The organism is Pontibacter sp. LHS2 (assembly GCF_058932845.1).
The window spans coordinates 64,544-88,824 of record NZ_JBZYWG010000004.1 but is presented as its reverse complement, the minus strand read 5'-3'; the positions used below and the strand labels follow the sequence as shown (position 1 = coordinate 88,824).

The following is a 24,281-nucleotide window of genomic DNA, read 5'->3' as shown; positions in this document are numbered from 1 at the left end:
GAGAACGAAGGGTATAAGCCCGGCCGGCACTACCGTCTGCTGAGAAGCTATACCTTGAAAGAAGGGAGAATAAACGTGTCACAGAACAAGACCATACAGTTTGAGCACCTGGGACTGATCGATTACAAGGAAGCTTGGGATTATCAGGATAAGCTCTTTACAGGTATACTGGAGATGAAGGCCCGCAACCGCACTGCCGCTCCCGAGGCGCAGGAGGTGACGCCAAACTACCTGATTTTCTGCTCGCATCCGCACGTGTATACCTTGGGCAAGAGCGGTCACGAATCCAACCTGCTCATTAACGAAGAGGGGCTTAAGGCGAAAGGAGCCACGTTCTACAAAATCAACCGTGGCGGTGATATTACTTACCATGGTCCGGGGCAGATCGTGGGCTATCCGATTCTGGACCTCGATAACTTCTTCACCGACATTCACAAGTACCTGCGTTTTCTGGAAGAGGCGATCATCCTGACCCTGAAAGACTATGGTATAGAAGCGGGCCGTATACCTGGCCTCACCGGCGTTTGGCTGGACCACGTGGAACAAAAGAACCCGCGCAAGATCTGCGCCATGGGCGTAAAGTGCAGCCGCTGGGTTACGATGCACGGTTTCGCCTTCAACATCAACACTGATTTAGACTATTTTAATAACATCGTGCCCTGCGGTATCACCGACAAGCAGGTTACTTCGCTGGCCAAAGAGCTGGGCCGCGAACTGCCAATGGCAGAGGTAGAAGAAAAACTACAGAGCCACCTGGCTACTCTTTTTGAGGCGAGCATTACAACAGATTAAATGAAAAAGGATATTGATTTCACCCCGGTTCAGGGTGTGGCCATTGCCATTGCTTTCACAGGTGAGTCGGCGGACAAGCGCACCTGGAACGTATACCTGATCAACAACAATAGCATGGCGCTTGACAATGTGTTTGTCACATCGAAGGGATACGGCACTATAAAAGACGAAGAAGTGAAGACATCTGTGCTGCGCCACATGTTTGAGCGTGTAGAGGCCAAAAGCTTTGTGCAGGTAGAGCTGATCGACCCGTCCGTATTCAAACTCAACAACGAGTATTGGGTAAGCTACTACATCGATGGCAAAATCTATGATAAGCGCTTTGTTTTCGTGCCTGATTCCATCACAGACGAGCATCTGATCGAGATCAGCATGTTGCAAATGCAGGGTGTGCTCCACTCTTAAGGTATAGCAATCTAATCTTTTTCGCCCTGACCGTGTATTTGATAAACCGCATAAGGTATAGTTTCGGGCTCGTGCTGCTGCTCTTGGTGGTGACCTGGCCGTTACAGGCACAAGTGCTGCCACTGGACCAGAAAAACACCCTGAATGGCAACTGGCAGGTATACGACGCCGGTTCCAGTAACCTGGTGCCCTATGCTGTGAACCTGCACGGTGGCTACAGTGCGGTGCATCAGTGGGTGACCATGGCGCCTTCAAAGCCCTTTGTGATTGACTTTACAGCCCAGAAGGACCTGTGCCTTTTCCTGAACAACCAGCTGATCTTTACGGCGGACTCTACTTCCAACTATACCTTCGATCTGACCACCTGGAACAGCCGGGTAAAGCCAGTGAACGGGCGTTACCTGCTGTCAGTATGGCATCCGTCGCAGCACCCGAATGTAGGGTCTTTCCGCAACCGGGTGCAGACAGAACGCAACGAAAACGAAACCGTGCAGGGCAGCTTCTCAGTTAGGCTGCGGGAGTACGTCAACCAGAATGCCTTCATTATTTTCATGCTGCTGATCGGGTTATTGTATGGCAGCCTCAAGACCACTTTCCCCTCAGACTTTCATACCGTGTTTGGTGCGCAATCCTTTTGGCGAACCAGAACCCTCGACGATGGCCTCCTGACCAAGCCGCTGAGCACCTGGTCCGGTGTACTGTTTATCGTCGCTTTCTCGATGTCTATGGCGCTGTTGATCGCGGCTATTCATACCAATGTGCAGCACGTGCGTATCTTCAATCGGCTCTTTCCTGTTTCAGAGTCAGATATCACCACCAAAATATTGTTCTATACCTTTCTGATCTTTGCAGTTATCCTGTTAAAGTACCTTTTCCTGAAAGTCATGGGCTATATTTTCGGATTAGAACAGATTGTACAGGTGCAATTCAGTGAGTTTCTGCGCTCTCTGCTGTTTTTGGGTCTTTTTCTGCCAGTAGTCATGCTACTCTATCTTTCCCTGAACCAGGTAGCTCCTGATACCGTACTCACCGTTTCGAGCATGGCGGTGCTCTTACTGCTGGTTATCACGATTATTCGTGTGTTTGTCACAGTAAATAAGCAGACTTCTGTGATAAATTTGCATTTATTTTCTTACCTTTGCGCCACAGAAGTGATTCCGTTAGCCATCATGTTGAAATTTATTGTGTTTAACTTTTAAAAACACAAAAAAGAAGGTTTCGACAGGCGGCTTATAATATAAAAACAGACTTCCATACTCTATGGCTGAAAGTAAAGAAAAGGCTTGGGCAAATCCTGAAAGACACAGTGTTCCGATCAAGAGTATACTTGTAACGCAACCACAGCCTACTACTGACAACTCTCCCTATCTCTCTATCGCTGAGAAATATGGTATTAAGGTAGATTTCAGGGCGTTTATCGAAGTAGAGCCTGTTTCCTACAAAGAATTCCGCAAAGACAAGGTAGACATCCTGTCGCATACGGCTGTGATCTTTACTAGCCGCAACGCTGTAGACCACTTCTTCAGAATCTGCCAGGAGAGTAAAATCGAGATGCCAGCCGACATGAAGTACTTCTGTATTTCAGATCAGACGGCTTACTATCTGCAGAAATACATTACCCTGCGCAAGCGCAAGTTGTTTGTAGGTGAGAAGACAGCCAAGGATCTTTTTGAAGTCATCAAGAAGCACAAGAACGAGAAGTTCCTGTATCCTTGCTCCAACATCCGCAAGGACGATATACCTGGTTTTCTGCAAGCCAACAAGATAAAGCACACAGAAGCTGTTATCTACAAAACGGTGGCTGCCGACTTATCGGATCTGGACGATGTGACTTACGATTGCATTGCCTTTTTCAGTCCATCAGGCATCACTTCACTGTTTATCAACTTCCCTGATTTCAAACAGAACAATACCCGCATCGCGGCATTTGGCCCAACCACAGCCAAAGCGGTGCGTGATGCAGGGCTGGAGCTGGACATAGAGGCGCCAATGCCAAATGCCCCTTCCATGACCGGAGCTATTGAGGTGTATATACAGGGGCAGAAGAAATAAATAGCCTCAATTTAAGGCCAGATTAAAACAGTAAAACGCAAAAGCAAGTAGAATCAACCATCTGCTTGCTTTTGCGTTTTACTGTTTAATATATATATTTGGTTCAACTCTGGCTCTTTAACGTCCAGTTAACGCTTGCTTAGCTGCAACATTCTATGAAAAAGATAATACCTGCCGTTTTGTTGCTGTTCATCTGCCACCTCAACTCCTGGGCGCAGCAACAGCCTCAATTTACCCATTATGGATTCAACGGCATGTATATCAGCCCAGCTTATGCAGGTATAACCAACCGTCCTGAAATACAATCCATCTATCGTTACCAGTGGTTGAACTACGACGCCTCGTTTGACGATGGCGGATCTCCGCGTACCTTGCTGCTAACAGCCCATACCCCGGTGCGCCTGCTGAAAGGTGGTGTAGGTATAACCTTGGTGCAAGACCAGATTGCTAACACCCGGATACAGCAAGCGGCCATCTCTTACTCTTTCCATTTAAATGTGGGCGAAGGCAAATTAGGTATAGGTGTGCAGGGTAATATAAATAATATAAGAAAAGGCAGCTACCGCTTCATCGACGAAGGAGACCCTAATATCCCGTTCAACAGTTCAGACTCCAAATTTGATATGGGAGCTGGCGTATGGTATGAGTCAGAGCGCTTTTATGCAGGCGGTGGCGTGACCAATTTGCTGCGCTCCAGTTACCAGTTTATGGATGTTGATAACACAGGAGGCGGACGCGTAGTTGGCGAGAACCATATATACCTGACAGGCGGCTACCATTTGCCGTTGACGAACCAACTGGTACTTACCCCAACAGCCCTTCTAAAGCATGATACTGAGACGTTTTCATTTGATGCAGGAGCCCGCATAACATTTGATGAAAAATATTGGGGCGGATTGAATTTTCGGCATCAAGAAGCTGTTAGTGCGCTTGTGGGTATAGCGATGTTGCAGGATAACGCGCTGCGGGTAGGATATGCATTAGATCTGACAACATTTAACAGAGAGGCCAAGGCCCCAACATCACATGAAGTGATGGTTTCCTATCGATTACCTGAGCCAGTTGTTCGGTTCAGACCGCCAGTGCGAACCCCACGCTATAATTTCACTAAATAAATTTTCGTGATATTGTATTTATCACGGAAAAGCTGTATTCTTGAAAAAATACAGTTAAAATAATTCTCGTATGGTATAATAATCTTGATATAATACCGTTTGAAAATTATTAATAAGTGAGAATTTTAATTGTTTTTGTTTTATTTCTAATTCTCAATATATTTGCTACACCAGAAATAGTGTGCATAAATAATTGCTAAAAAATTTACTTTTTCCAAAGTCATCATGAACAAACTATTAAAGCTGTCTTCCTTCGCTTTGGCGGTGGTACTGCTTGCGAGTTGTGGGTTAAGAAGAGGACCGCAAGGCGACCTAGTAGGCGCAGAGGATCGACCAGACTACAATCCACAGGCTGTACCTTACGGCATGGTTGCCTGCCCGGGCGGAACTTTCCATATGGGCCAGGCAGATCAGGATATAGCGGCAACTATGGCGAACCTGAACAAGCAGGTGACGATAGGCGGCTTCTATATGGACGAAACCGAGATCACGAACAACGAGTACCGTCAGTTCATTGAAGTAATGATCAATGACTCGATTGATATTCTTGGTGAAGACTTTGTGATGACAAGCCTATACCCTGACACAACTGTTTGGGTGCGCGACTTCACTTACCACATGGGTGATCCATTAATGGAGTACTATTTTTCTCATCCTGCATTCGATGAGTATCCGGTGGTGGGTGTGAACTGGTTTGCTGCCAAGTACTTCTCTGACTGGAGAACAAAGCATAAAAACCAAGCCAATGCTGACAACGGCATGGCGCCAATGCCGAAATTCCGTCTGCCATCTGAGGCTGAGTGGGAATACGCTGCCAGAGGCGGCCGCGATATGGCAACATACCCTTGGGGTGGTCCATACCTGCGCAATGCCAAAGGCTGTCTGCTGGCAAACTTTAAGCCGGGCCGTGGTGACTACTACAGTGATGGCTTTACTTACACGGCTCCTGTAGCCCAGTTCTTCCCGAACGACTTTGGCCTGTATGACATGGCTGGTAACGTAGCCGAGTGGTGCGAAGATGCCTACGCTGATGCTACTGTGCCGATTACCTGGGACTTGAACCCAGTTTACTATGATGATAACGAGCCTCGCAAAGTAGTGAGAGGCGGCTCTTGGAAAGATATTGCATACTTCCTCGAAACAGGCACTCGTAACTTCGAATATCAGGACTCAGCCAGATCTTATGTTGGTTTCCGCAACGCGATGATCTACCTGGGACGCTCTTCAGGAAGAGAGTTCAGATAGTCAATAGAAGTCTTCTAACAGTTAAAAACTAAACAATTTAATACCCAATCGTTCACATTTAATTTTTGAAAACAAAATGAGCAAAGCTAGAGGTCGCAGTTTCTTGTACGACGTGTTGATGCCCAAAGTGTATGGTCTTGGTGCCGCAGTCGTAATTATCGGAGCATTGTTTAAAATTCAGCACTGGCCAGGTGCCGACATCATGCTGATCGTAGGTCTTGGTACAGAGGCCGTAATCTTTGCACTTAGTGCATTCCAGCCGCAGCCACATGATCCAGATTGGGCAAGAGTATACCCACAACTGGCTGATGACTACGCAGGAGAAGGACTTATCCCAACTACAGCTTCAAACAACAACACATCAGTTACAAAAGAACTTGACAAGATGATGCGTGACGCTGACATTACGCCAGCTACAATCAACACACTAGGTCTTGGTCTGAACAGACTAAGTGAAACAGCAGCTCAAATGGCTGACCTAAGCCAGGCAACTGCTGCTACTAACGAGTACGGTGTACGTGTGAAAGCAGCCGGTGACGAGCTGGGCCGTATTACACAAGCTTATGCTACAACAGCAGATGCACTGTCTAAAATGGCTGTTGCTACTAACGACGCACAGGAGTACCATGCACAAGTACAAGGCATGACAAGAAACTTAGGTGCTCTGAATGCTGTTTACGAGATGGAGCTTCAGGATGCTAACAACCACCTGAAAGCAATGAACAAGTTCTACGGAAACCTGAGCATGGCCATGGAAAACCTGACCGATGCCAGCAAAGACACTGAGCAGTTCAAGCAAGAAGTTTCTAAACTGACGCATAACCTACACTCACTGAACACAGTGTACGGTAACATGCTGACAGCTATGAAAGGCTAATTGCGCATCATTTCCTAAATCAACAAGAAAACAACAGTAACTAAGTAGAAAATGGCTGGAGGAAAAGAGACACCACGGCAGAAGATGATCGGTATGATGTACCTGGTACTGACCGCACTTCTCGCCCTGCAAGTGAACTCTGCTATCCTGTTAAAGTTTCAGTTTATTGATGAGAGTCTTATGGACGTCAACAATAAAACGCAAACTGACAATAGCGGAGTTGTAACGAATATTAAATCCAAGGTCAGCGAAGGTGGTAACCGAGAAAAGGACAAAACTGTTCTCGAGAGCGCCAATGCTGTTAGAAAAGAAACAGGTGAACTAGTAGAGTATATTCGTGGCCTTCGTGCAACACTGATCCAGAAAACAGGTGGTGAGAACGAAGAGAAAACCGGATATGCTAACCCAAGTGCTGAAGATCTGGTTGCTATGACGATGATCGGACCTGCAAGTGCTAAAAACGGTGCGGCCTACGAGTTAGAGCAGCGTTTGAACAACTACGCTAAGTTCATGAAGCAGTACAACCCAGGCATGCCAGAGATTCTGGCTCGTGACGGAAAGACTGACCCGATGGCTGCTAAAGACCGCGCTCAGCGTAATAAGGACTTTGCACAGCTGAACTTTGAAGCTACTCCACTGGTAGCTGCGCTTGCAACCCTTTCACAGAAAGAAGCAGAGATCCTGAAGTATGAAGCTGATGCCCTGCAGAACCTTGCTCAAAGAGTAGGTGCAGACATCATCAAGTTCGAGAAGATCTTTGCAATGGCACGCGCTGAGTCTAAGACAGTAGCTGCTGGTACCAAATACAAGGCTGATATGTTTATCGCCGCTTCATCTGACGCTATCACTCCAAAGATGACGTTCCAGGGTAAGCCGATCAATGTAGTAGACGGTAAAGGTATCATCGAATTTACAGCTGCAGCGAACAACTACGACGCTGATGGTAACTCAAAGCAAACTTGGAAAGGTCAGGTTATCATTGACAAGAACGGTGAGCAGGAAGTACTGGACGTAACAGAAGAGTACATCGTAGCGAAGCCAGTGATTCAGGTACAGTCTGCTTCAGTTCAGGCACTTTATTTCCAGTGCGCTAACGAACTGAACATCCAGGTGCCAGCACTTGGTGCAGTTTACGATCCTAGCTTCTCAGCAACAGGTGCTAGTGCTGTAAAAGGCGCTAAAAAAGGTCAGGTAACGGTTATTCCGAATGCTACTGAAGTGAAGCTTAATGTAAGCAGCGGCGGTAATGCAATTGGTTCAGAAACTTTCAAAGTTCGTCCGATCCCCCGTCCTACACTAGCTACTTTGGTAAATGGCAGACCAGTTGACCAGAAACGTGGTATACCTGCTCAATCTATCAGAGCGGTTGAAATCCAGGCTATACCTGAAGAAGGCTTCAAGCAATTTTTGCCAAACGAAGCTCGTTATAGAGTAACAAAGTGGAGAGCATTCCTGGTAAGAGGTTCTCAGCCAGTAGATCAGGCTGAATTCTCTAGCCCAACTGGTGACCTGAGCCGTTTTGCAGCGAAAGCTGGTAAAGGCGACCGTGTTACGATCGAGGTGATGGAAGTAAAACGCCTGAACTACCAGGGGACACCAGTATCTGCTAACGCATCTGGTGACGGTATCTTCACTATACCACTTAACTAAAAAGATTAGAAGCTTACAAGGAATATGAAACTTATAAAAGCAATAGGTGTAGCAGCTGGTATATTGTTCTCTTTCGGAGCAGTGGCGCAGCAAGTGTCTACCACACAGTCTAGCAATCCATCAGCAAGACCTATTCCGGAGTCAGATGTTCTGTTTAAGAAAACGGTATGGCGCAAAATTGATTTGCGTGAGAAACAAAACAGACCATTGTTTTCTGAAAACAGAGAGATCACCAAAATTTTGATCGATGCTGTAAAAAGCGGCGAATTGGTGGCTTATAAGTCAGACTCAGTTAATGTACCGCTATCAAGAGAGGAATTCCTGGAGAACATGACCGCAAAAGATATGGGCGGCGGTTTGACAGAGGAAGAAATCGCAGCTGGTTTCGGTCAACAAGAGGAAGAGGAAGATGCCTGGGGAGCTGCTCTGGGTACGACGGCTACAAAAGATGCTGCTCCTGTAAGCAACGAATATTTTGCAAAACAACTTTATCTCCTGGAACTGAAAGAGAACGTAGTTTTCGATAAGAAGCGTTCTCGTATGTACCATGATATCCAGACAATCAGTATTAAAGTACCTTCCACGCTTAACCCACTTGGTTTTGAGCAGACAGTAGGTAGCTTTAAGATGAGCGATCTGGTGAAGGTTTTCAGAAACAATCCTGAAAATGCTATCTGGTACAACGCTCAGAATGATGCTCAGCATAAGAACCTGGCTGATGCGTTCGATCTGTGGTTATTCAGCTCTTATATCACGAAGATATCTAACCCGAATGACAGAGCATTAGGAGATATCTATGGTGGTGGTAAGAAAGGCCTGTTAGCTGCTCAGGAAGCGCTTGAAGCGTTGATCGAGTACGAATACAGCCTCTGGAGCTACTAGTTATAAGACAACTACAAAAAAGGGGAGATCTGAAAAGATCTCCCCTTTTTTATTATAGGCTGAACTGGTAAATGATCTATCCAAGGCAGGTGTAAGCTGCACTAAAATCAAGTATACCTATCTCAAAGTTTGATTTGATCAGTTAGTAGATAAATAATGAGATGAGGACTGCAGTAGTAATCAGTAAAAGAGCAACAAAAGAAGAAGAGCGATAAGGCCTAAATTTAGGCAACGAGGAAGATTATAGCCTTAAGCAGCTCCTTCGTTACTATGGAAATAGTCATAGAGTATCTGAGCCTTTCGCTGCCCAACCTCAACTGTCAATTCTGCCAAAGTTAGCTCTTTAAGTTTCTTTACGGATCTGAATTTCTGAAGTAAAGCGTCAGCAGTGCTTGGGCCAATGCCTTTTACGTCAGTTAGTTCTGTCTTCAGAGTGCCAGCATCGCGGCGGGAGCGGTGGAAGGTAATGGCAAACCGGTGCGCTTCATTACGCAAGCGCTGAATCAGCTTCAAGGATTCCGACTTTTTGTCAATGTATAGCGGAAGCTTATCTCCGGGATAGAAAATCTCTTCCAATCGCTTGGCTATACCTACGATGGCAATCTTGCCCCACAGATCAAGGTCTTTTAATGCCTGTACAGCAAAGCTGAGCTGCCCCTTACCACCATCAATGATGATCAACTGAGGCAATGACTGTTTCTCTTCAAGCAATCGTTTGTAACGACGAGAGACAACCTCATACATCGACTCAAAGTCGTTGGGGCCGACGACAGACTTAATATGATAGTGACGATAGTCTTTTTTGCTAGGCTTTCCGTTTTTGAAGCATACCATAGATGCAACCGGATTATCACCCTGGAAGTTAGAGTTGTCAAAGCACTCAATGTGACGCGGGAGCTCAGTTAATCGAAGGTCCTTCTTCATGGTTTCCAATACACGGACCTCCCGTTGCTCTCCCAGATTTTTATTTTGCTCCTGTCGACCCTCACGCTCTTTGCGCAAGTACATGGCATTCTTCATAGATAGATTAAGCAGTTTGCGCTTATCACCTATCTGAGGCTGTGTAATCGTGATATTATCAAGCGGCAAGGAAAGCTCTATGTTTGTAATAATCTCACGTGAAGTGCTCTCAAACTCGTGCCGCAACTGCACGATCACAGAAGCCAGCAACTCTTCATCAGATTCATCCAGCTTCTTATGCAGCTCCAATGACTGCGTTTGGATGATAGAGCCGTTCATGACTTTCAGGTAGTTCACAAAAGCACACTTTTCATTCGACGTGATCGAAAAAACGTCAATATTAGAGAGTGTGTTACTAACTACTGTAGACTTTGCCTGGTAGTCTTCCAGCATATCAAGCTTTTGTTTGTAGCGATGAGCCTGCTCAAACTGATAATCAGCTGCCGCAACAGCCATTCGCTCTTTGAAGTAGTTTTTGGCGATGGAGAGATTACCTGAAAGGATATTCTTGATTTGCGCGATGTACTGGTTATAGTTAGTTTCATCAACCAAATCCTCGCACGGGCCTTTGCAATTACCGATATGATACTCGAGGCATACCTTGAACTTGCCGGCTGCGATATTTTCAGGAGATAGGTTATAGGTACACGTGCGCAGGGGATACAAGGTACGGATCAGGTCCAACACAATGTGCATGGTCGTACCGCTGGGGTATGGACCGAAATAGCGGGAGCCATCGTTGATCTTATTGCGCGTACTGATAACCCTCGGGAAGCGCTCATTTACAATACAGATGTAAGGATAAGTCTTCCCATCTTTCAACAGGATATTATACTTAGGCTGATACTGCTTGATCAGGTTGTTCTCCAGCAAAAAGGCATCGGCCTCGGTATCAACTATCGTGAATTCGATGTCCTTGATCTTGGAGATGAGTTTGAGGGTCTTCTTGTTATGCTGTGCAGAGCGATTGAAATAGGAGCTAACCCGCTTCCTGATATCAATCGCTTTGCCTACATAGATGATGCCATCATCATCAAAAAACTTATATATGCCTGGTTTATGTGGTAAGTGGGATATCTTCTCCCGTAGCTTCTCGTTTGCAGCCATGCTTAATTTTCATTAGAAAGCATCTAAGTCGATCGGGGCAGGTGTTTGGTAAAACTGATCCTGTTGCAGGGAGTCTACCGTCATGCCGTTATTATACTTAGAACAATCTAATTCTACCGATAAAGGCGTAGAAGGTTTAGGGAATGGGTCTTTTGATCTTTCCAATGACTTGTCAGCATATACCTTCTGCATAAAGTTACCATAGATCGGCATGGCCAGTTTGTTACCCTGACCCAGTGCGATCGTACGGAAGTGAATTGAACGGTCATCACCTCCAACCCAGGCACCAGCTACCAGATCAGGTGTAATACCCATGAACCAGGCGTCAGAGTAGTTCTGTGTAGTACCAGTCTTGCCGCCGATCTCGTTCTTAAGTCCGTTGCGGTGGCGCAGGCCATAGTAAGCTGTACCGCCCGGCTCAGCTGCAGCCTTGAGCATATGCACCATCATGTAAGCAGTCTCTTCACTAAGGGCGTCAACGGTCTTGGGTACAAACTCGTGTAGCACATTGCCGTGCTTGTCTTCTATGCGGGTAATAAAGTTAGGCTCTATCCAGGTACCGCTGTTCACATAAGTACCGTAAGCGCCTACCATATCATAAAGCGTCACATCATTTACACCCAGTGCAAGCGATGGATTCGCCTCAAGCGGCGTTGATATACCCATACGCTTAGCAGTCTTAACCAATGTCTCGGCTCCGAGCTTATTCACCAGGAAAGCAGAAATTGAGTTAACAGACTGTGCCATGGCTTTGCGGAGCGTAAACTTCTCTCCTGAGAACTTATTGTCAGCATTGTTCGGGCACCACATCGTACCATCACCCAAAGGTATACATACCTGCGTGTCGAGCACTTCGTAGCAAGGGTAGTAACCATTCTCGATAGCGGCTGTGTACAGGAAGGGCTTGAAGGTGGAGCCTGGCTGACGAGCACCCTGTTTCACGTGGTCATACTTGAAGTGCTTGTAATTGATACCTCCAACCCATGCCTTAATGTGACCAGTCTGCGGTTCCATAGCCATAAAGCCCGTTTGCAGATAGTGCTTATAGTGCTTGAGCGAGTCAAGCGGGCTCATCTGTACTTCTTTCTCACCATCATAGGTAAAGATGGTCATCGGAATCTTCTTGTTGAGATAGTAATTAATAGAGTCCTGATTGCCATCAAACTGTCTTTGCAAGTTGCGGTAGCGGTCGGTGCGCTTAATAGCGGTCTGCAAATAATCTGGTATTTCTTTTCCCTGACGATCAATCCACGGGTTACGGCCTTTCCAGTGAGAGAAGAACTCTTTCTGGCGGTCTTTCATGTGCTCTTCTACGGCCTGCTCAGCATAAGTCTGCATGCGTGAGTCGATGGTGGTATAGATCTTCAGACCATCCGCATACAGGTCGTAGCCATTTTCACGGCACCATTTCAGCAAAAATTTGCTGGCTTCGGTACGGAAGTAAGGGGCAAGGCCTACGTTTTGGTTCTCAACACGGTAATTCAGTTTGATATCGGTCTCTTTCAAGCTGTCATACTCGGCCTGTGTCATATAGCCGTACTTCACCATCTGCGACATGACCACATTGCGGCGACGCTTGGAGTTTTCAGGGTTGAATTTCGGACTGTAGAAGTTCGGGTTTTTAAAGAGGCCGACCAATACAGCTGATTCCTGCACTTCCAGATCACTGGCATCTTTTCCGAAAAAAGTCTTAGCGGCTGACTGCAGACCAAAAGCATTGCTACCAAACTCGAAGATGTTCAGGTACATGATCATGATCTCCTGCTTGGTATAAGACTGCTCCAGTTTCACAGACATGATCCACTCCTTCGTTTTGTGGATAAGCGTACGGAAGCCCGGCTTGTCATTCAGATAACCGTTGTTCAGCTCTTCGCCACGGGTACGAAACAGATTTTTGGCTAACTGCTGGGTCAGGGTACTACCGCCACCTTTGGAACTGCCGATCATCAGGGAGCCCGCCACACGTGCCATCGCTTCAGGGTCTATACCTGAGTGCTCTTCAAAGCGGATGTCCTCTGTTGCCATCAAGGCATGTACAAAGTTCTCGGGCAGGTCTGTATAATCGATCGGTGTACGGTTCTCGCGGAAGTACTTGCCCAGTTCCTTATTGTCGGCTGAGTAAAGCACGGAGGAAAGGGCGCTTTTCGGGTTCTCAAGCGTGCGCATGTTGGGCAGGTCTCCGAAAAGATTCAGAAAATTGACGCTGACCGCATAGATGTAAAGTATAAACACAGCCAAGCCACTCAGGAAAAGCAGCCAGAGTGTGGAAATGATCTTAGGGAATACCGTTTTTGGTTTTGGGCGAGTGGTTGTTGCCATGTTAATTATTCGTTCTGAAGTAATTCAGATATTCTTCTACATCCTTCTTCTGAAGCAACTTCTGCCAGTTGGCGGATGATATTGCAAAGGTAATGAATTCTACGCCCCGAATTCTGCCGATCGGGGATTGCGGCGCTTTTTGTTTAATGTTATAAGCCTGTGCCTCTTTCAGGTTAGGGAAAGCCCGCAGCAGCAGCATGCCTCTACTCCCATCGAAGGGCTGTTGCTCAAGAGCTAGCTTCTGGTTACGGAAGTAAGTGTTGTTATACTTTTCATACTTCGCCACGATGTCTTTGAAAGCAGCATGCTCTGTAGGGTATAGCATCACATAATAATAAGCCGAGTCAGGAGCGCTGGTAAAGGCCAATGGGTCAACTGCCGGAGCTTTTACCTCTGGCGTCTGAGCTGTAGCGGTGTCCTGTGCTGTAGAGGCCGCATCCAAAGGCGTGCCAATCTGAGCAGCGGCTGTCGTATCAGCACGATTAACTGACGCGGTATCAGGTATAGGAAGCGTTGTGGCAGGTCGCTGCGGCTGCATGGCTGCGTTTCGCTCACGTGCTGATGCCAATGCAATATTAGTATTAACCCGTTGCTCTGGCGTTCGCTCGTCTGACAATTGCGCTGTAGGTGGCGTTGGTGCCTCCTGACGGAGCTGTTGTTTACTCTCCAGGTCCTGGTACCGCTTCAGCAATTCATCGGCACGGGGAGTCAGCGGACTAGACGGGTGCTGTTGCTTAAAAGCAAGCAGCTGCTGTCGAAGCAACTCCGGTCTTTCAGAGCGTGCGGTGATCATTACATGCAGGAAGGCAACTTTATCAGGTATGTCATTCAGCGGGTATACCTGGCTCAGCGATGTGAGCAGCGCAGTGGCCTGCTGATACTCGCCTTGCTCATACTGTGCATAGGCAGAGTCATACAGAGCATGCGCCTTAATGTTGTCGAGGGCATTCTGACTTAAATAGTTCGGGTCATCTATCAGCTTAGCATAGATCGTGTTCGGGTAATGCTGCTTGATCTTGGCGTAATAAGTGTTCTTCTGTTCACTATCTGCCCTACTATAGATCAGATATAGGCTATAATGGGCCTCGGCTGCATACTCTGATTGCGGGAAACGCTGTATAAACTTTTCGTAGGTCGCAGTGGCCTGGTCTGGCGAGTTCAGCTTCTGGGCATAGATGTTGCCCAGGCGGAACATGGCATCCTCTAGTAATTTCTCTGACTGCTGTAATGCGAGGGTTGTCGTAGGGATGTTTTGCAGATAGGTCTCAACCTGCGTCTGAAGTCGAGCGGACCGATTCTCTTCGGTTTCAGCTTCGGTCGCTTCAGTTGGCTGCTCCATGGCAATCGCTTCTTCCCGTCCTCCCACGGCTTCGCCTCGGCTCAGCAGTCGCCAGTTGTCCTGCAACGGACGGTCACCCCAGCGCCTCACAAACTCAGAACGGGCGGTTGCCATGGCTGCCGGGTTATCAAAATAGAATACCCCTCCTGTATTACCGCCACCTACGGCTGAGTTCGGGTTATTGCGGCCTCCAACAGTCACGGCTGCCTGCTGCTCCTGTGCGCGGCGGGCTTTGCGCTGCTTATCCTGTTCCAACTGACGGGCTTGCTCCTGCTGCCGCATTTGCTCTTCCTGCTGCACTATGTTTTGTACAAAGGCCAGCCGCTCGCCTTCGCTCATAGCGGCCAGTTGTTGCAGACTGTCCTGCAGCTGTATCGTGTTGTATTGCTTCGTAAAGTCAGCGAGGACGTTGCGACGCTCCAGTACTTGCTCATACTCGATCGCTTGCTGCGGGTATACCTGCACCGCGCTGTCATAATAGGCCTGTGCCAGGTCGTATTTGTTCAGGTTCTCAAAATAGATCTCACCGGCCAGCAAGTAGGTATAGGCTTTCTGGTTAGGTATGGAGCCTGGGGTTTTCAGCGACTGCTCAATGTTCTGTAGCGCTTTGTCATAGTGCTGCTGGCGACGCTCAAACACGGCCATTTCGTAGTAGATCTTGTCGCGATACTCTGTGTTCTTCTCATCGCGCAGCATTTTCTGATAATAGCCTGTGATGCGGTTCAGGTCCTGGGCATCGTCCAGTTCTGACACCTGGCCCAGGTATAGCCTGCTAAAAAAGCCCAGGTCGTAAGGCGGATTGCGGCGCAGGATACGGCTGTACTGCTGGTAGGCTTCTTTGGTTTGGCCGCGATCCTGGTATAGCCGCGCCAAGGAGAAACGAACGCGTGACTGGTCATCCCGCTCCGTAAAGTTTGGCAGCGATAAGTCCAGGTTCTCGATCACAGCGGCGGTATCACCTTGCATAAGATGATACTCGGCGCGGGCCAGGTATAGCTCCCGGGCATTGTCGCGGTTCAGACGCTCCTTGCGCAGAAACTCCGACACCTGCCAGGCATTGTCTGTCTCGCCCAGCTTCAGAAAAGAACGCATCAGCCATACCAGTGCTTCATGTTTCACATGGCGGTCCTTGCCTGTGGAATTCACATAGCGGAATGTTTGCGCGGCCTCCGGAAAGTTGAGCTCATAAAAACGTACTTTGCCAATCACCAAATAACTGTCATCAATCCACTTGCTATTAGGGTGGTACTGGATCGGGAAAGAGGCCTTTTTGATGACATCCTCCAAATCAGCGGCATGTGCCTTATAAGTAGCAGAGTCGATGGGCGGGAAAATAGGCAGTGGGCGGTTGTAATCATACACCGTCTGGTCCTTCACACTCTTCTCAATCGCATCGAGTTTCTCTTTTGCCAGAAAATAGCCGTTGTATCGGGCAGTGGTATTATGATAGGCTTTGCTAAGCGGGTTATTGCGCTCAGCAGAACAGCCAGCCAATACAAGGCAGGCCAGAATGAAGAAGATATATGAGGAGTTTTTGCTCAAAGTATCGGTTGTGTGCAGCATAAAAAGGGCAGCCTGGCCACCTATTCCAATATAACGGCCCGGCTATACCTGAAAGTATCCGGACTGGAACAAGGCGCAGGCCGTAAGCCATCTACAAAAATACAATAATATGCCAATTATATAAGAGTCTGTGGATAAAGCCTGAAGCCCGCTATTGAACTATAGAAAATAAGAAATGGTTTCAGCCCTCAGAAGGCTTTAAGGAGACTTTAAAAACCTCGCTAATTGAAATCAACTTGCAGATAAGCCCATGAAAAAAGCGTAATTTTGCAAATCCTTGAAAAACAACCCAGCGCATGTCACAGCCAGATGAACAGAAGCCGAAAGGCGAAGATTCTTATAAGCCATACATGAAGTATTCAGGGCTTGCTTTCCAGATGATCGGGGCGATGGTGCTGGCCGCCTGGGCAGGTTCCAAGCTAGACGAGTACATGGGCAACAAGAATCCCTGGATGACGATCGTGCTGCTGGTGGTGGCTGTTGTGGCTTCTATGGTGTTGGTAATAGTATCATTAAATAAAAAGTAACCACATTGAAATTCTTCAGAAACCTACTCATTTTCACAGGTGTCGTGAGCATTGGCATCGGCTTGCTCTCCTTTTATACAGGCACCGCACTGCTTCACCCGCTAATCTGGTATATTTTAGGATTTATGGTCGTGGTAACGGCGCTGGCCTATTATGTGTCGCGATTGGGTGTGGGCTATGACCCGGATAACTTTCAGTTGTACTACTTTGGCTCTATGGGTTTCCGGATGATCCTCAGTATAGCCGTTATTTTTATTTACGTTTTCATGTACTCTGAAAATGAGCTGAAGTTCGTTTTCAACTTCTTCGCGTTATATTTTCTATTTACCGGGTTTGAAATCTACAGCTTAATAACTAACTTCGCACCGCAATTGAAAAAGCAAAACTAAGAATAGCATTTGCGGATTTTAAATTTGCTTCTAAATCTCTCTTAATGAAGAAGTTATTTATTTTACTGTTTTCCTTCCTGACGATCACTGCGCATGCAGAGGCTCCGGTTGAAGGCGGCGAGTTTAAGCCAGGCGATATGATCACCCATCACATCGCGGATGATTACAACTGGCATTTTGCCGATGGTTTGACGCTTTACCTGCCTGTTATCCTGATTGATAACGGTAGTCCGAAGGTTTTTTCATCAAGTAACTTCTATGACGAGAATCATGAGTTGGTGCCTTATGAAGGCTACATGGTGAGCCACGGTCACATCTACCGTGCTGATGCCAATGGACAGCCAGCAGCTGATCAGTCTTCTCTGATTGATATCTCTATTACCAAGAACGTTGCTTCTCTTTTCCTTAGTGTGGCCCTGCTTTTTGCAGTGTTCTTTACTATTGCTGGAAGCTACAAGACAAATAACGGCAAAGCGCCAAGAGGCATTCAGTCATTCTTTGAGCCGATCATCATCTTTATCCGTGACGAAATCGCTAAGGCGAACATCGGTCCTAAGTATGAGCGCTACATGCCATACCTGCTGACCGTGTTCTTCTTTATCTGGTTCAACAACCTGCTTGGTTTGATGCCAGGTGGCGCTAACCTGACAGGCAACATTGCTGTTACGCTTGTGCTGGCTACTATGACCCTTTTGATCACGGTGTTTAGCGGTAACAAAAACTACTGGAAGCACATCTTCGCTACACCAGGCGTGCCGATGTGGTTGGCTCCGATCATGATCCCGGTTGAATTGATTGGTATCATTACCAAGCCGTTCTCCCTGATGGTTCGTCTTTTTGCCAACATCACAGCAGGTCACATTATCATTCTTTCCCTGTTCAGCTTGATCTTTATTTTCCAGAGCATTGCGGTAGGTCCTTTGAGCGTGGCGTTTGCTACTTTCATGAACTTCCTGGAGTTGTTCGTAGCTCTGCTGCAAGCTTACATCTTTACTCTGCTTTCAGCGATGTATTTCGGTGGCGCGGTAGAAGAGCATGACCACGTAGGTGACCACGGTTACGGAGACGGTGCGCATCATTAATCTGTTTTTTATTTTTTAACTATATATAACTATAATTATGTTAGCAATTTTGCTTCAAGCAGTAGCAGCTACAACCGACTTCGGTTTGGCTATCATGGGTGCCGGTATCGGTGCTGGTCTGGTTGCCCTTGGCGCTGGTTTGGGTATCGGTAGAATCGGTGGTTCAGCCATGGAGTCTATCGCGCGTCAGCCAGAAGCTGGTGGTAAAATCCAGACTGCTATGATTATCGCGGCTGCCCTTATCGAAGGTGTTGCACTTTTCGGTGTGGTAGTTTGCTTGCTAATCTCTTTCAAAGGCTAATATCCTTTGTATTGATCTCTCGTCCGGACGCATGGTCCGGACGGAGAGATCAAAATAGTTAAATAGTTAAAAGCAATGCCGGCGCTAAGCTGGTAAACTGATTAGAACCTAATTATTCAAATTCATACACAATGGAATTAGTAACCCCAGGTATAGGTTTAATTTTCTGGCAGCTGGTGACTTTCATCATCGTGCTGTTCCTGCTTTCCAAGTTCGCCTGGAAGCCAATCATGACTGCGCTGCACGAACGTGAGACTTCTATTGAAAATGCACTGAGCGCTGCTGAAAAAGCAAAGCTGGAGATGCAAGGCTTGAAGGCTGAAAATGAAAAACTGCTGGCTGAAGCCCGTATGGAGCGTGACAAGATCCTGAAGGAAGCTTCTGATGCTGGTAACGCCCTTGTTGAGAATGCCAGACAAAAAGCAAACGAAGAAGGTGCTCGCATGATCGCCCAGGCGCGTGAGTCTATCGAAAACGAGAAGCGTGCCGCTATCACGGAAGTGAAGAACATGGCAGCTGCCCTTTCTGTAGATATCGCTGAGCGTATCCTGCGCAAGGAACTGAGCAACCCGCAGGCACAGCAGGAGCTGGCTAAAGATTACATCAACGAAGTAACGCTTAACTAATCGTATCACATAGCCCCAACACTATTTAAGTGAGAAGGCCATAATAAAGCAATATGTCAGAAATTAGAATTGCTTCGAGATACGCAAAGTCACTGATTGAGCTGGCACAGGAAAAAGGTGTTCTGGAACAAGTAAAGGAGGACATGGATTTGTTCGCCAAAGTACTTCACCAGAACAGAGACCTGCAACTCCTGATGCGCAACCCAATTGTGAAGTCAGACAAGAAGCTGGCAGTGATCAATGCACTGTTCAAAGGCAAAATGAACAACCTTACCCTTGCTTTCTTTAGCATTGTGGCCCGCAAAGGCCGTGAGTCAGTGCTGGAGTTTATGGCAACGGAGTTCACAACGCAGTACAATATGTACAAAGGCATCACGACTGCAAGTGTAACAACAGCAGTGCCATTGACAGAAGAACTGCGCAACGAGCTGGGTCAGCGTCTGGTAGCCCAGACAGGTCAGCGCGTAGAATTAGAAGAAAAGATTGATCCGTCACTCATCGGTGGTTTCGTACTCCGTGTTGGCGATCAGCAGATTGACAGCTCTGTGAAGTATAACCTGAACAAGCTGAGAAATAAATTTAAAGACAACCCCTATATCAATAAATTATAATCATGGCAGAAGTAAGACCTGACGAAGTATCAGCCATACTAAGAGAGCAGCTATCTGGCTTCCGTTCTGAGGCAGAATTGGAAGAAGTAGGTACAGTACTGCAAGTGGGTGACGGTGTCGCTCGTATCTATGGCCTTTCCAAAGCACAGTCTGGTGAGCTATTAGAGTTTGAGAACGGACTTCAGGCGCTTGTTCTGAACCTGGAAGAAGACAACGTAGGTGCCGTAATGCTTGGCGACTACAGCGAAATCAAAGAGGGCGCCACTGTAAGAAGAACCAACCGCATCGCCTCTGTAAAAGTAGGTGACGGCATCATTGGCCGTGTGGTTAACACACTGGGTCAGCCGATCGACGGTAGAGGTCCTGTTGCAGGCGAACTGTACGAAATGCCACTGGAGCGTAAAGCACCAGGTGTAGTATTCCGTCAGCCAGTAAACGAGCCAATGCAGACTGGTATCAAGGCGATCGACTCCATGATTCCAATCGGCCGTGGCCAGCGTGAGCTGATCATCGGTGACCGTCAGACAGGTAAGTCTGCCGTTGCAATTGACACCATCCTGAACCAGCGCGAGTTCTTCGAAAAAGGACAGCCAGTGTTCTGTATTTATGTAGCCGTTGGTCAGAAAGCTTCTACTGTAGCACAGGTAGTGAAGTCTTTGACTGAAGGTGGCGCTATGGATTACACAGTAGTTGTTTCGGCTTCTGCTTCTGATCCGGCTCCAATGCAGTTCTTCGCGCCATTTACAGGTGCGGCAATCGGTGAGTTCTTCCGCGATACCGGCCGTCCTGCACTGGTTGTTTATGATGACCTTTCTAAGCAAGCTGTTGCTTACCGTGAAGTGTCTCTGCTGCTGCGTCGTCCTCCAGGGCGTGAAGCTTATCCTGGTGACGTATTCTACCTGCACTCTCGCTTATTGGAGCGTGCCGCTAAGGTAAACGCTTCTGACGAGATCGCTCGTAACATGAACGACTTGCCAGAGTCTATCCGTCACTTGGTAAAAGGTGGTGGTTCTTTGACAGCACTTCCGATCATCGAGACGCAGGCTGGTGACGTTTCTGCTTATATCCCAACGAACGTGATCTCGATCACTGACGGTCAGATATTCCTGGAAACAAACCTTTTCAACTCAGGTATCCGTCCTGCGATCAACGTAGGTATCTCTGTATCGCGTGTGGGTGGTAACGCTCAGATCAAAGCGATGAAGAAAGTATCTGGTACATTAAAGCTGGATCAGGCGCAGTTTCGTGAACTGGAAGCGTTTGCGAAATTCGGTTCTGACCTGGATGCTGCGACTAAGCTGACAATTGAGCGTGGTCGTCGTAACCTCGAGATCCTGAAGCAGCCACAGTTCTCTCCAGTATCAGTTGCAGAGCAGGTAGCTATTATCTACTGCGCTACAAACGGTCTGTTGGACAACGTGCCTGTGAATGAAGTTAGAACTTTCGAGAAAGACTTCCTGCGCACGATGCGTGCTCAGCACCAGGACACACTGAACGCACTGTTGGCCGGTAAGCTGGACGACGAGACGACAGGTGTTATCAAGCAGGTAGCCAGAGAGCTTTCTGCCCGTTACAAAAAGTAATATTTAGTTATGAGTTAGAGACTGCTGACAAAGGCGGTCTCTAACTTTATGCTCATAACATATAGAATATGGCAAGTTTAAAAGAGGTTAGAAGCCGCATCACATCGGTACAGTCGACACAGCAGATCACCAAAGCCATGAAGATGGTGGCGGCTGCCAAGTTGAGACGTGCTCAGGACAACATTCTGCGTATGCGCCCTTATGCGCAGCGTTTGAGTGGTATCCTAGCCAACCTGTCTCAGCTAACAGAAGGTTCTGTGTCGAACATCTACTCTGAGAAGCGTGAAGCTAACAGAGTGCTGGTGATCGTGGTAACGTCTGACCGTGGTCTGGCGGGTGCTTTTAACTCAAACATCATTAAAGCAGCCAATACACTGGCACAAGGTAAATACCGCAGCCAGCTAGAGGCCGGTAACCTTACCTTCCTGACCATTGGCCGTAAAGGTGCTGAAGCGCTGAGCAAGCGAGGCTACAAAGTGATTGGTGACTTCACCGGCACTTTCGCAAACCTTTCATTTGACACCGTTCGCATTGCCGCGGAGCGTGCCATGGATGGTTTTGTGGCTCGTGAGTTTGATCAGGTAGACATTATCTATAACGAGTTCAGAAACGTAGCGACGCAGATTGTGCGTAACGAGCAGTTCCTGCCGATAGAAGATAAGCCAGTAGAAGAGACAGCCAGCAATGTAGTAGCTGATTATACCTTCGAACCATCAAAAGAGCAGATCATTGAGGAGCTTATACCTAAGTCACTCAAGATTCAGGTATACAAAGCGGTGTTGGAGTCTAATGCCTCCGAGCACGGTGCCCGTATGACTGCCATGGACAAAGCGACAGAAAACGCAGGTGAACTGCTGAAAGAGCTGAAGCTTACCTACAACAGGACGCGTCAGGCGGCCATCACCAAAGAGATCCTTGAGATCGTGGGTGGTGCAGAGGCGCTTGCTGCAAAATAAAAGCAAATACCAAATATAGAAGCAACGCCCATCACACCAGGTGGGCGTTCTTTTTTTGGGGATATAATACAGTGTGTTATATTTTTGTTAAAACATCAAATACAGGATTGTATGCTAGCCGATTAGTTGGAAAGTGTTCCCTATATTTGAGAAACTCAACAACATACACATGAAGTTAAGCGGTCTTAGATCCGGCATACAAACTATAGTAGCGGCAGTACTTTTGATTGCAGTACAGGCCTGTACTACAACCAACAGCCCAAGCGTAGCAAGAGAGCAGGGAAATCAACCTGTTGTTGGCGTAGAAGGCCGTCCAAAACTGATCGTTGGTATTGTAGTAGATCAGATGCGTTACGATTTTCTGTACCGCTACTGGGACAAGTATAGCGAAGGGGGCTTTAAAAGACTCGTAAGGCAGGGCTTCAACTTCAAAAACAATCAATACAGCTACGTACCCACTTACACGGGGCCAGGTCATGCTTCGGTGTATACCGGCAGTGTACCTGCCTTAAACGGTATTGTTGGTAACTCCTGGTATGATAGAACCACAGGGAAATCCATGTACTGCGTGGAGGACACGAGCGTCAAAACTGTGGGGAGTACGTCAGATGCGGGCCTGATGTCCCCTCGAAATCTGTTAACTACCACCATCACTGATGAACTGCGACTATCAAACAACATGCAGTCAAAAGTAATTGGTGTAGCGCTGAAGGACAGAGGATCTATTCTGCCGGCTGGCCATACCGGAAACGGAGCTTACTGGTTTGACTCTCCTTCCGGCAACTGGATCACGAGCACGTTTTATGCGAACACCTTACCAAGTTGGGTACAGGAGTTTAATAATCAAAAGCATCCGGATAAGCTGTTAGGTGAGGTATGGAATACGCTGCTGCCGATAGAGCAGTACACCGAAAGCACAGCAGATGACATGGATTGGGAACGAGCACTGCCAGGTGAAGAAAGGCCTGTGTTTCCGCATAACATACCTGCCATCCGTGGCAAAGATTACGAATTGATCCGCTCTATACCTGCAGGCAACACACTCACAACGGAGTTTGCAAAAGCTGCTTTGCGTGGCGAGAACTTAGGCAAAGGCAATTTCACTGATTTCCTGGCATTGAGCTACTCAACACCTGACTATGTAGGGCATTCATTTGGCCCCAACTCAATCGAAGTGCAGGATGTGTACCTGCGCCTCGACCGGGAGATCGAAGAGCTGATCAACCTGCTCGAAAAAGAGATTGGCAAAGATAATGTTCTGATTTTCCTGACTGCTGACCACGGAGCGGCACACGTTCCGGCTTATATGGAATCGCTGAAAATTCCGGCAGGTATAGCTAACTCAGGCATGCTGCGCGACTCACTAGAGCGTCACCTGAATAAGCAGTTTGGCAAAGGCCGCTGGGTGGAACGCTATACTAACCAGCAGGTATACCTGGATCGTAAGACAATTGAAGGCAAGAAGCTGACGAGAATTGAGGTACAGGAAGCGGCGGCTAACTATGTCATGCGTTTTGATGGCGTAGCGAGAGCCGTAACAGCTGAAGCTATACAGCGAGCTGGCTGGGCAAGCGGTATGATGTCACGCATTGAGAGCGGCTACAATGCACAGCGCTCCGGCGATGTGATCGTAGTATTGCAGCCAGGCTGGTTCGAAGGCTACGGAAGCGGACCGCAAAAAGGAACCACACACGGCTCCTACGGTAACTATGACACCCATGTGCCGCTGGTATGGTATGGCTGGAAAGTAAAGCCGGGCGAGAGCTCAGTTGAAACAGCCGTAGCAGATATTGCCCCTACTATTGCATCGTGGCTGTACATACAGGAACCGAATGGAAGTGTGGGGCGCCCATTACAAGAATTAATGAAGTAACAATACCTGTCGGGACGAAGTATACGA

21 protein-coding genes are annotated in these 24,281 nt (G+C 47.5%); 18 read left to right on the top strand and 3 right to left on the bottom strand.

The features are described from left to right. The first annotated feature begins 69 nt into the window (after positions 1–69). The 9 genes from lipB to porN all read left to right on the top strand — a co-directional run bounded on the left by lipB (position 70) and on the right by porN (position 9,018). Positions 70–792 (top strand): lipoyl(octanoyl) transferase LipB, encoded by a 723-nt coding sequence (lipB, locus tag AC5FX6_RS18315; protein ID WP_493598759.1) that lies wholly within the window; start codon positions 70–72, stop codon positions 790–792. Beyond that, positions 793–1,197: a hypothetical protein gene (locus AC5FX6_RS18310; protein WP_493598411.1), complete on the top strand. Its 405-nt coding sequence runs from the start codon at positions 793–795 to the stop codon at positions 1,195–1,197. It abuts the gene before it with no gap. Between the two features lie 38 nt (positions 1,198–1,235). After that, a complete protein-coding gene (locus AC5FX6_RS18305; protein WP_493598410.1) occupies positions 1,236–2,396 on the top strand; it encodes a DUF4271 domain-containing protein in 1,161 nt (386 codons plus the stop codon). 61 nt (positions 2,397–2,457) lie between these two features. Further along, positions 2,458–3,249, top strand: a complete 792-nt coding sequence (locus AC5FX6_RS18300; protein WP_493598409.1) for a uroporphyrinogen-III synthase — start codon at positions 2,458–2,460, stop codon at positions 3,247–3,249. A gap of 155 nt (positions 3,250–3,404) precedes the next feature. Next, positions 3,405–4,364, top strand: coding sequence for a PorP/SprF family type IX secretion system membrane protein (locus AC5FX6_RS18295; RefSeq protein ID WP_493598408.1), 960 nt, complete (start codon positions 3,405–3,407; stop codon positions 4,362–4,364). Positions 4,365–4,589: 225 nt separating this feature from the next. After that, positions 4,590–5,609, top strand: coding sequence for a T9SS ring complex lipoprotein PorK/GldK (gene porK, locus AC5FX6_RS18290; protein WP_493598407.1), 1,020 nt, complete (start codon positions 4,590–4,592; stop codon positions 5,607–5,609). Positions 5,610–5,685: 76 nt separating this feature from the next. After that, a complete protein-coding gene (gene porL, locus AC5FX6_RS18285; RefSeq protein ID WP_493598406.1) occupies positions 5,686–6,486 on the top strand; it encodes a type IX secretion system motor protein PorL/GldL in 801 nt (266 codons plus the stop codon). A 51-nt stretch (positions 6,487–6,537) separates the two neighbouring features. After that, a complete protein-coding gene (gene porM / locus AC5FX6_RS18280; RefSeq protein ID WP_493598405.1) occupies positions 6,538–8,136 on the top strand; it encodes a type IX secretion system motor protein PorM/GldM in 1,599 nt (532 codons plus the stop codon). 24 nt (positions 8,137–8,160) lie between these two features. Further along, the gene (gene porN, locus AC5FX6_RS18275; RefSeq protein WP_493598404.1) at positions 8,161–9,018 is read left to right on the top strand and encodes a type IX secretion system ring subunit PorN/GldN; all 858 of its coding nucleotides are present in this window, start codon (positions 8,161–8,163) and stop codon (positions 9,016–9,018) included. A 249-nt stretch (positions 9,019–9,267) separates the two neighbouring features. Here porN and uvrC read toward each other — a convergent pair whose 3' ends face one another. From uvrC to porW, 3 genes are read right to left on the bottom strand one after another with little or no spacing between them, the layout of a single operon-like run. Continuing rightward, positions 9,268–11,085, bottom strand: a complete 1,818-nt coding sequence (uvrC, locus tag AC5FX6_RS18270) for an excinuclease ABC subunit UvrC (protein WP_493598403.1) — start codon at positions 11,083–11,085, stop codon at positions 9,268–9,270. 12 nt (positions 11,086–11,097) lie between these two features. Further along, a complete protein-coding gene (locus AC5FX6_RS18265) occupies positions 11,098–13,404 on the bottom strand; it encodes a penicillin-binding protein 1A (RefSeq protein ID WP_493598402.1) in 2,307 nt (768 codons plus the stop codon). Between the two features lies 1 nt (position 13,405). Beyond that, positions 13,406–16,306 (bottom strand): type IX secretion system periplasmic lipoprotein PorW/SprE, encoded by a 2,901-nt coding sequence (gene porW, locus AC5FX6_RS18260; protein ID WP_493598401.1) that lies wholly within the window; start codon positions 16,304–16,306, stop codon positions 13,406–13,408. A gap of 296 nt (positions 16,307–16,602) precedes the next feature. Between porW and AC5FX6_RS18255 the strand changes: the two genes are divergently transcribed. The 9 genes from AC5FX6_RS18255 (at position 16,603) to pafA (ending at position 24,254) form a co-directional block, all read left to right on the top strand. Beyond that, entirely contained in the window at positions 16,603–16,833 is a 231-nt protein-coding gene (locus tag AC5FX6_RS18255; RefSeq protein WP_493598400.1) for an AtpZ/AtpI family protein, read from the top strand. A 5-nt stretch (positions 16,834–16,838) separates the two neighbouring features. Continuing rightward, a complete protein-coding gene (locus AC5FX6_RS18250; RefSeq protein WP_493598399.1) occupies positions 16,839–17,222 on the top strand; it encodes a hypothetical protein in 384 nt (127 codons plus the stop codon). 44 nt (positions 17,223–17,266) lie between these two features. Beyond that, positions 17,267–18,304 carry a F0F1 ATP synthase subunit A gene (gene atpB / locus AC5FX6_RS18245; RefSeq protein WP_493598398.1) on the top strand — a complete coding sequence of 346 codons (1,038 nt, stop codon included), beginning with the start codon at positions 17,267–17,269 and terminating at the stop codon, positions 18,302–18,304. Between the two features lie 37 nt (positions 18,305–18,341). Continuing rightward, complete coding sequence (gene atpE / locus AC5FX6_RS18240; RefSeq protein ID WP_007653345.1) at positions 18,342–18,605, top strand: ATP synthase F0 subunit C; 264 nt, start codon at positions 18,342–18,344, stop codon at positions 18,603–18,605. 131 nt (positions 18,606–18,736) lie between these two features. Continuing rightward, positions 18,737–19,231, top strand: coding sequence for a F0F1 ATP synthase subunit B (locus AC5FX6_RS18235; protein ID WP_493598397.1), 495 nt, complete (start codon positions 18,737–18,739; stop codon positions 19,229–19,231). Between the two features lie 53 nt (positions 19,232–19,284). After that, positions 19,285–19,842, top strand: a complete 558-nt coding sequence (gene atpH / locus AC5FX6_RS18230; protein ID WP_493598396.1) for an ATP synthase F1 subunit delta — start codon at positions 19,285–19,287, stop codon at positions 19,840–19,842. 2 nt (positions 19,843–19,844) lie between these two features. Then, the gene (atpA, locus tag AC5FX6_RS18225; RefSeq protein ID WP_493598395.1) at positions 19,845–21,425 is read left to right on the top strand and encodes a F0F1 ATP synthase subunit alpha; all 1,581 of its coding nucleotides are present in this window, start codon (positions 19,845–19,847) and stop codon (positions 21,423–21,425) included. Positions 21,426–21,493: 68 nt separating this feature from the next. Then, on the top strand, positions 21,494–22,381 hold the full coding sequence (atpG, locus tag AC5FX6_RS18220; protein WP_493598394.1) for an ATP synthase F1 subunit gamma: 888 nt from the start codon (positions 21,494–21,496) through the stop codon (positions 22,379–22,381). A 169-nt stretch (positions 22,382–22,550) separates the two neighbouring features. Next, the gene (gene pafA, locus AC5FX6_RS18215) at positions 22,551–24,254 is read left to right on the top strand and encodes an alkaline phosphatase PafA (protein WP_493598393.1); all 1,704 of its coding nucleotides are present in this window, start codon (positions 22,551–22,553) and stop codon (positions 24,252–24,254) included. Positions 24,255–24,281: the final 27 nt, after the last annotated feature.

Bases quoted from the DNA above. Each gene is read 5' to 3' on its own strand.
- porM (WP_493598405.1), top strand. From the start codon at position 6,538: ATGGCTGGAGGAAAAGAGACACCACGGCAGAAGATGATCGGTATGATG.
- pafA (WP_493598393.1), top strand. From the start codon at position 22,551: ATGAAGTTAAGCGGTCTTAGATCCGGCATACAAACTATAGTAGCGGCA.
- AC5FX6_RS18255 (WP_493598400.1), top strand. From the start codon at position 16,603: ATGTCACAGCCAGATGAACAGAAGCCGAAAGGCGAAGATTCTTATAAG.
- porN (WP_493598404.1), top strand. From the start codon at position 8,161: ATGAAACTTATAAAAGCAATAGGTGTAGCAGCTGGTATATTGTTCTCT.
- porW (WP_493598401.1), bottom strand. From the start codon at position 16,306: ATGCTGCACACAACCGATACTTTGAGCAAAAACTCCTCATATATCTTC.
- AC5FX6_RS18265 (WP_493598402.1), bottom strand. From the start codon at position 13,404: ATGGCAACAACCACTCGCCCAAAACCAAAAACGGTATTCCCTAAGATC.
- AC5FX6_RS18295 (WP_493598408.1), top strand. From the start codon at position 3,405: ATGAAAAAGATAATACCTGCCGTTTTGTTGCTGTTCATCTGCCACCTC.
- AC5FX6_RS18300 (WP_493598409.1), top strand. From the start codon at position 2,458: ATGGCTGAAAGTAAAGAAAAGGCTTGGGCAAATCCTGAAAGACACAGT.
- uvrC (WP_493598403.1), bottom strand. From the start codon at position 11,085: ATGGCTGCAAACGAGAAGCTACGGGAGAAGATATCCCACTTACCACAT.
- atpE (WP_007653345.1), top strand. From the start codon at position 18,342: ATGTTAGCAATTTTGCTTCAAGCAGTAGCAGCTACAACCGACTTCGGT.
- porK (WP_493598407.1), top strand. From the start codon at position 4,590: ATGAACAAACTATTAAAGCTGTCTTCCTTCGCTTTGGCGGTGGTACTG.
- AC5FX6_RS18235 (WP_493598397.1), top strand. From the start codon at position 18,737: ATGGAATTAGTAACCCCAGGTATAGGTTTAATTTTCTGGCAGCTGGTG.
- AC5FX6_RS18310 (WP_493598411.1), top strand. From the start codon at position 793: ATGAAAAAGGATATTGATTTCACCCCGGTTCAGGGTGTGGCCATTGCC.
- atpH (WP_493598396.1), top strand. From the start codon at position 19,285: ATGTCAGAAATTAGAATTGCTTCGAGATACGCAAAGTCACTGATTGAG.
- atpB (WP_493598398.1), top strand. From the start codon at position 17,267: ATGAAGAAGTTATTTATTTTACTGTTTTCCTTCCTGACGATCACTGCG.
- porL (WP_493598406.1), top strand. From the start codon at position 5,686: ATGAGCAAAGCTAGAGGTCGCAGTTTCTTGTACGACGTGTTGATGCCC.
- atpA (WP_493598395.1), top strand. From the start codon at position 19,845: ATGGCAGAAGTAAGACCTGACGAAGTATCAGCCATACTAAGAGAGCAG.
- atpG (WP_493598394.1), top strand. From the start codon at position 21,494: ATGGCAAGTTTAAAAGAGGTTAGAAGCCGCATCACATCGGTACAGTCG.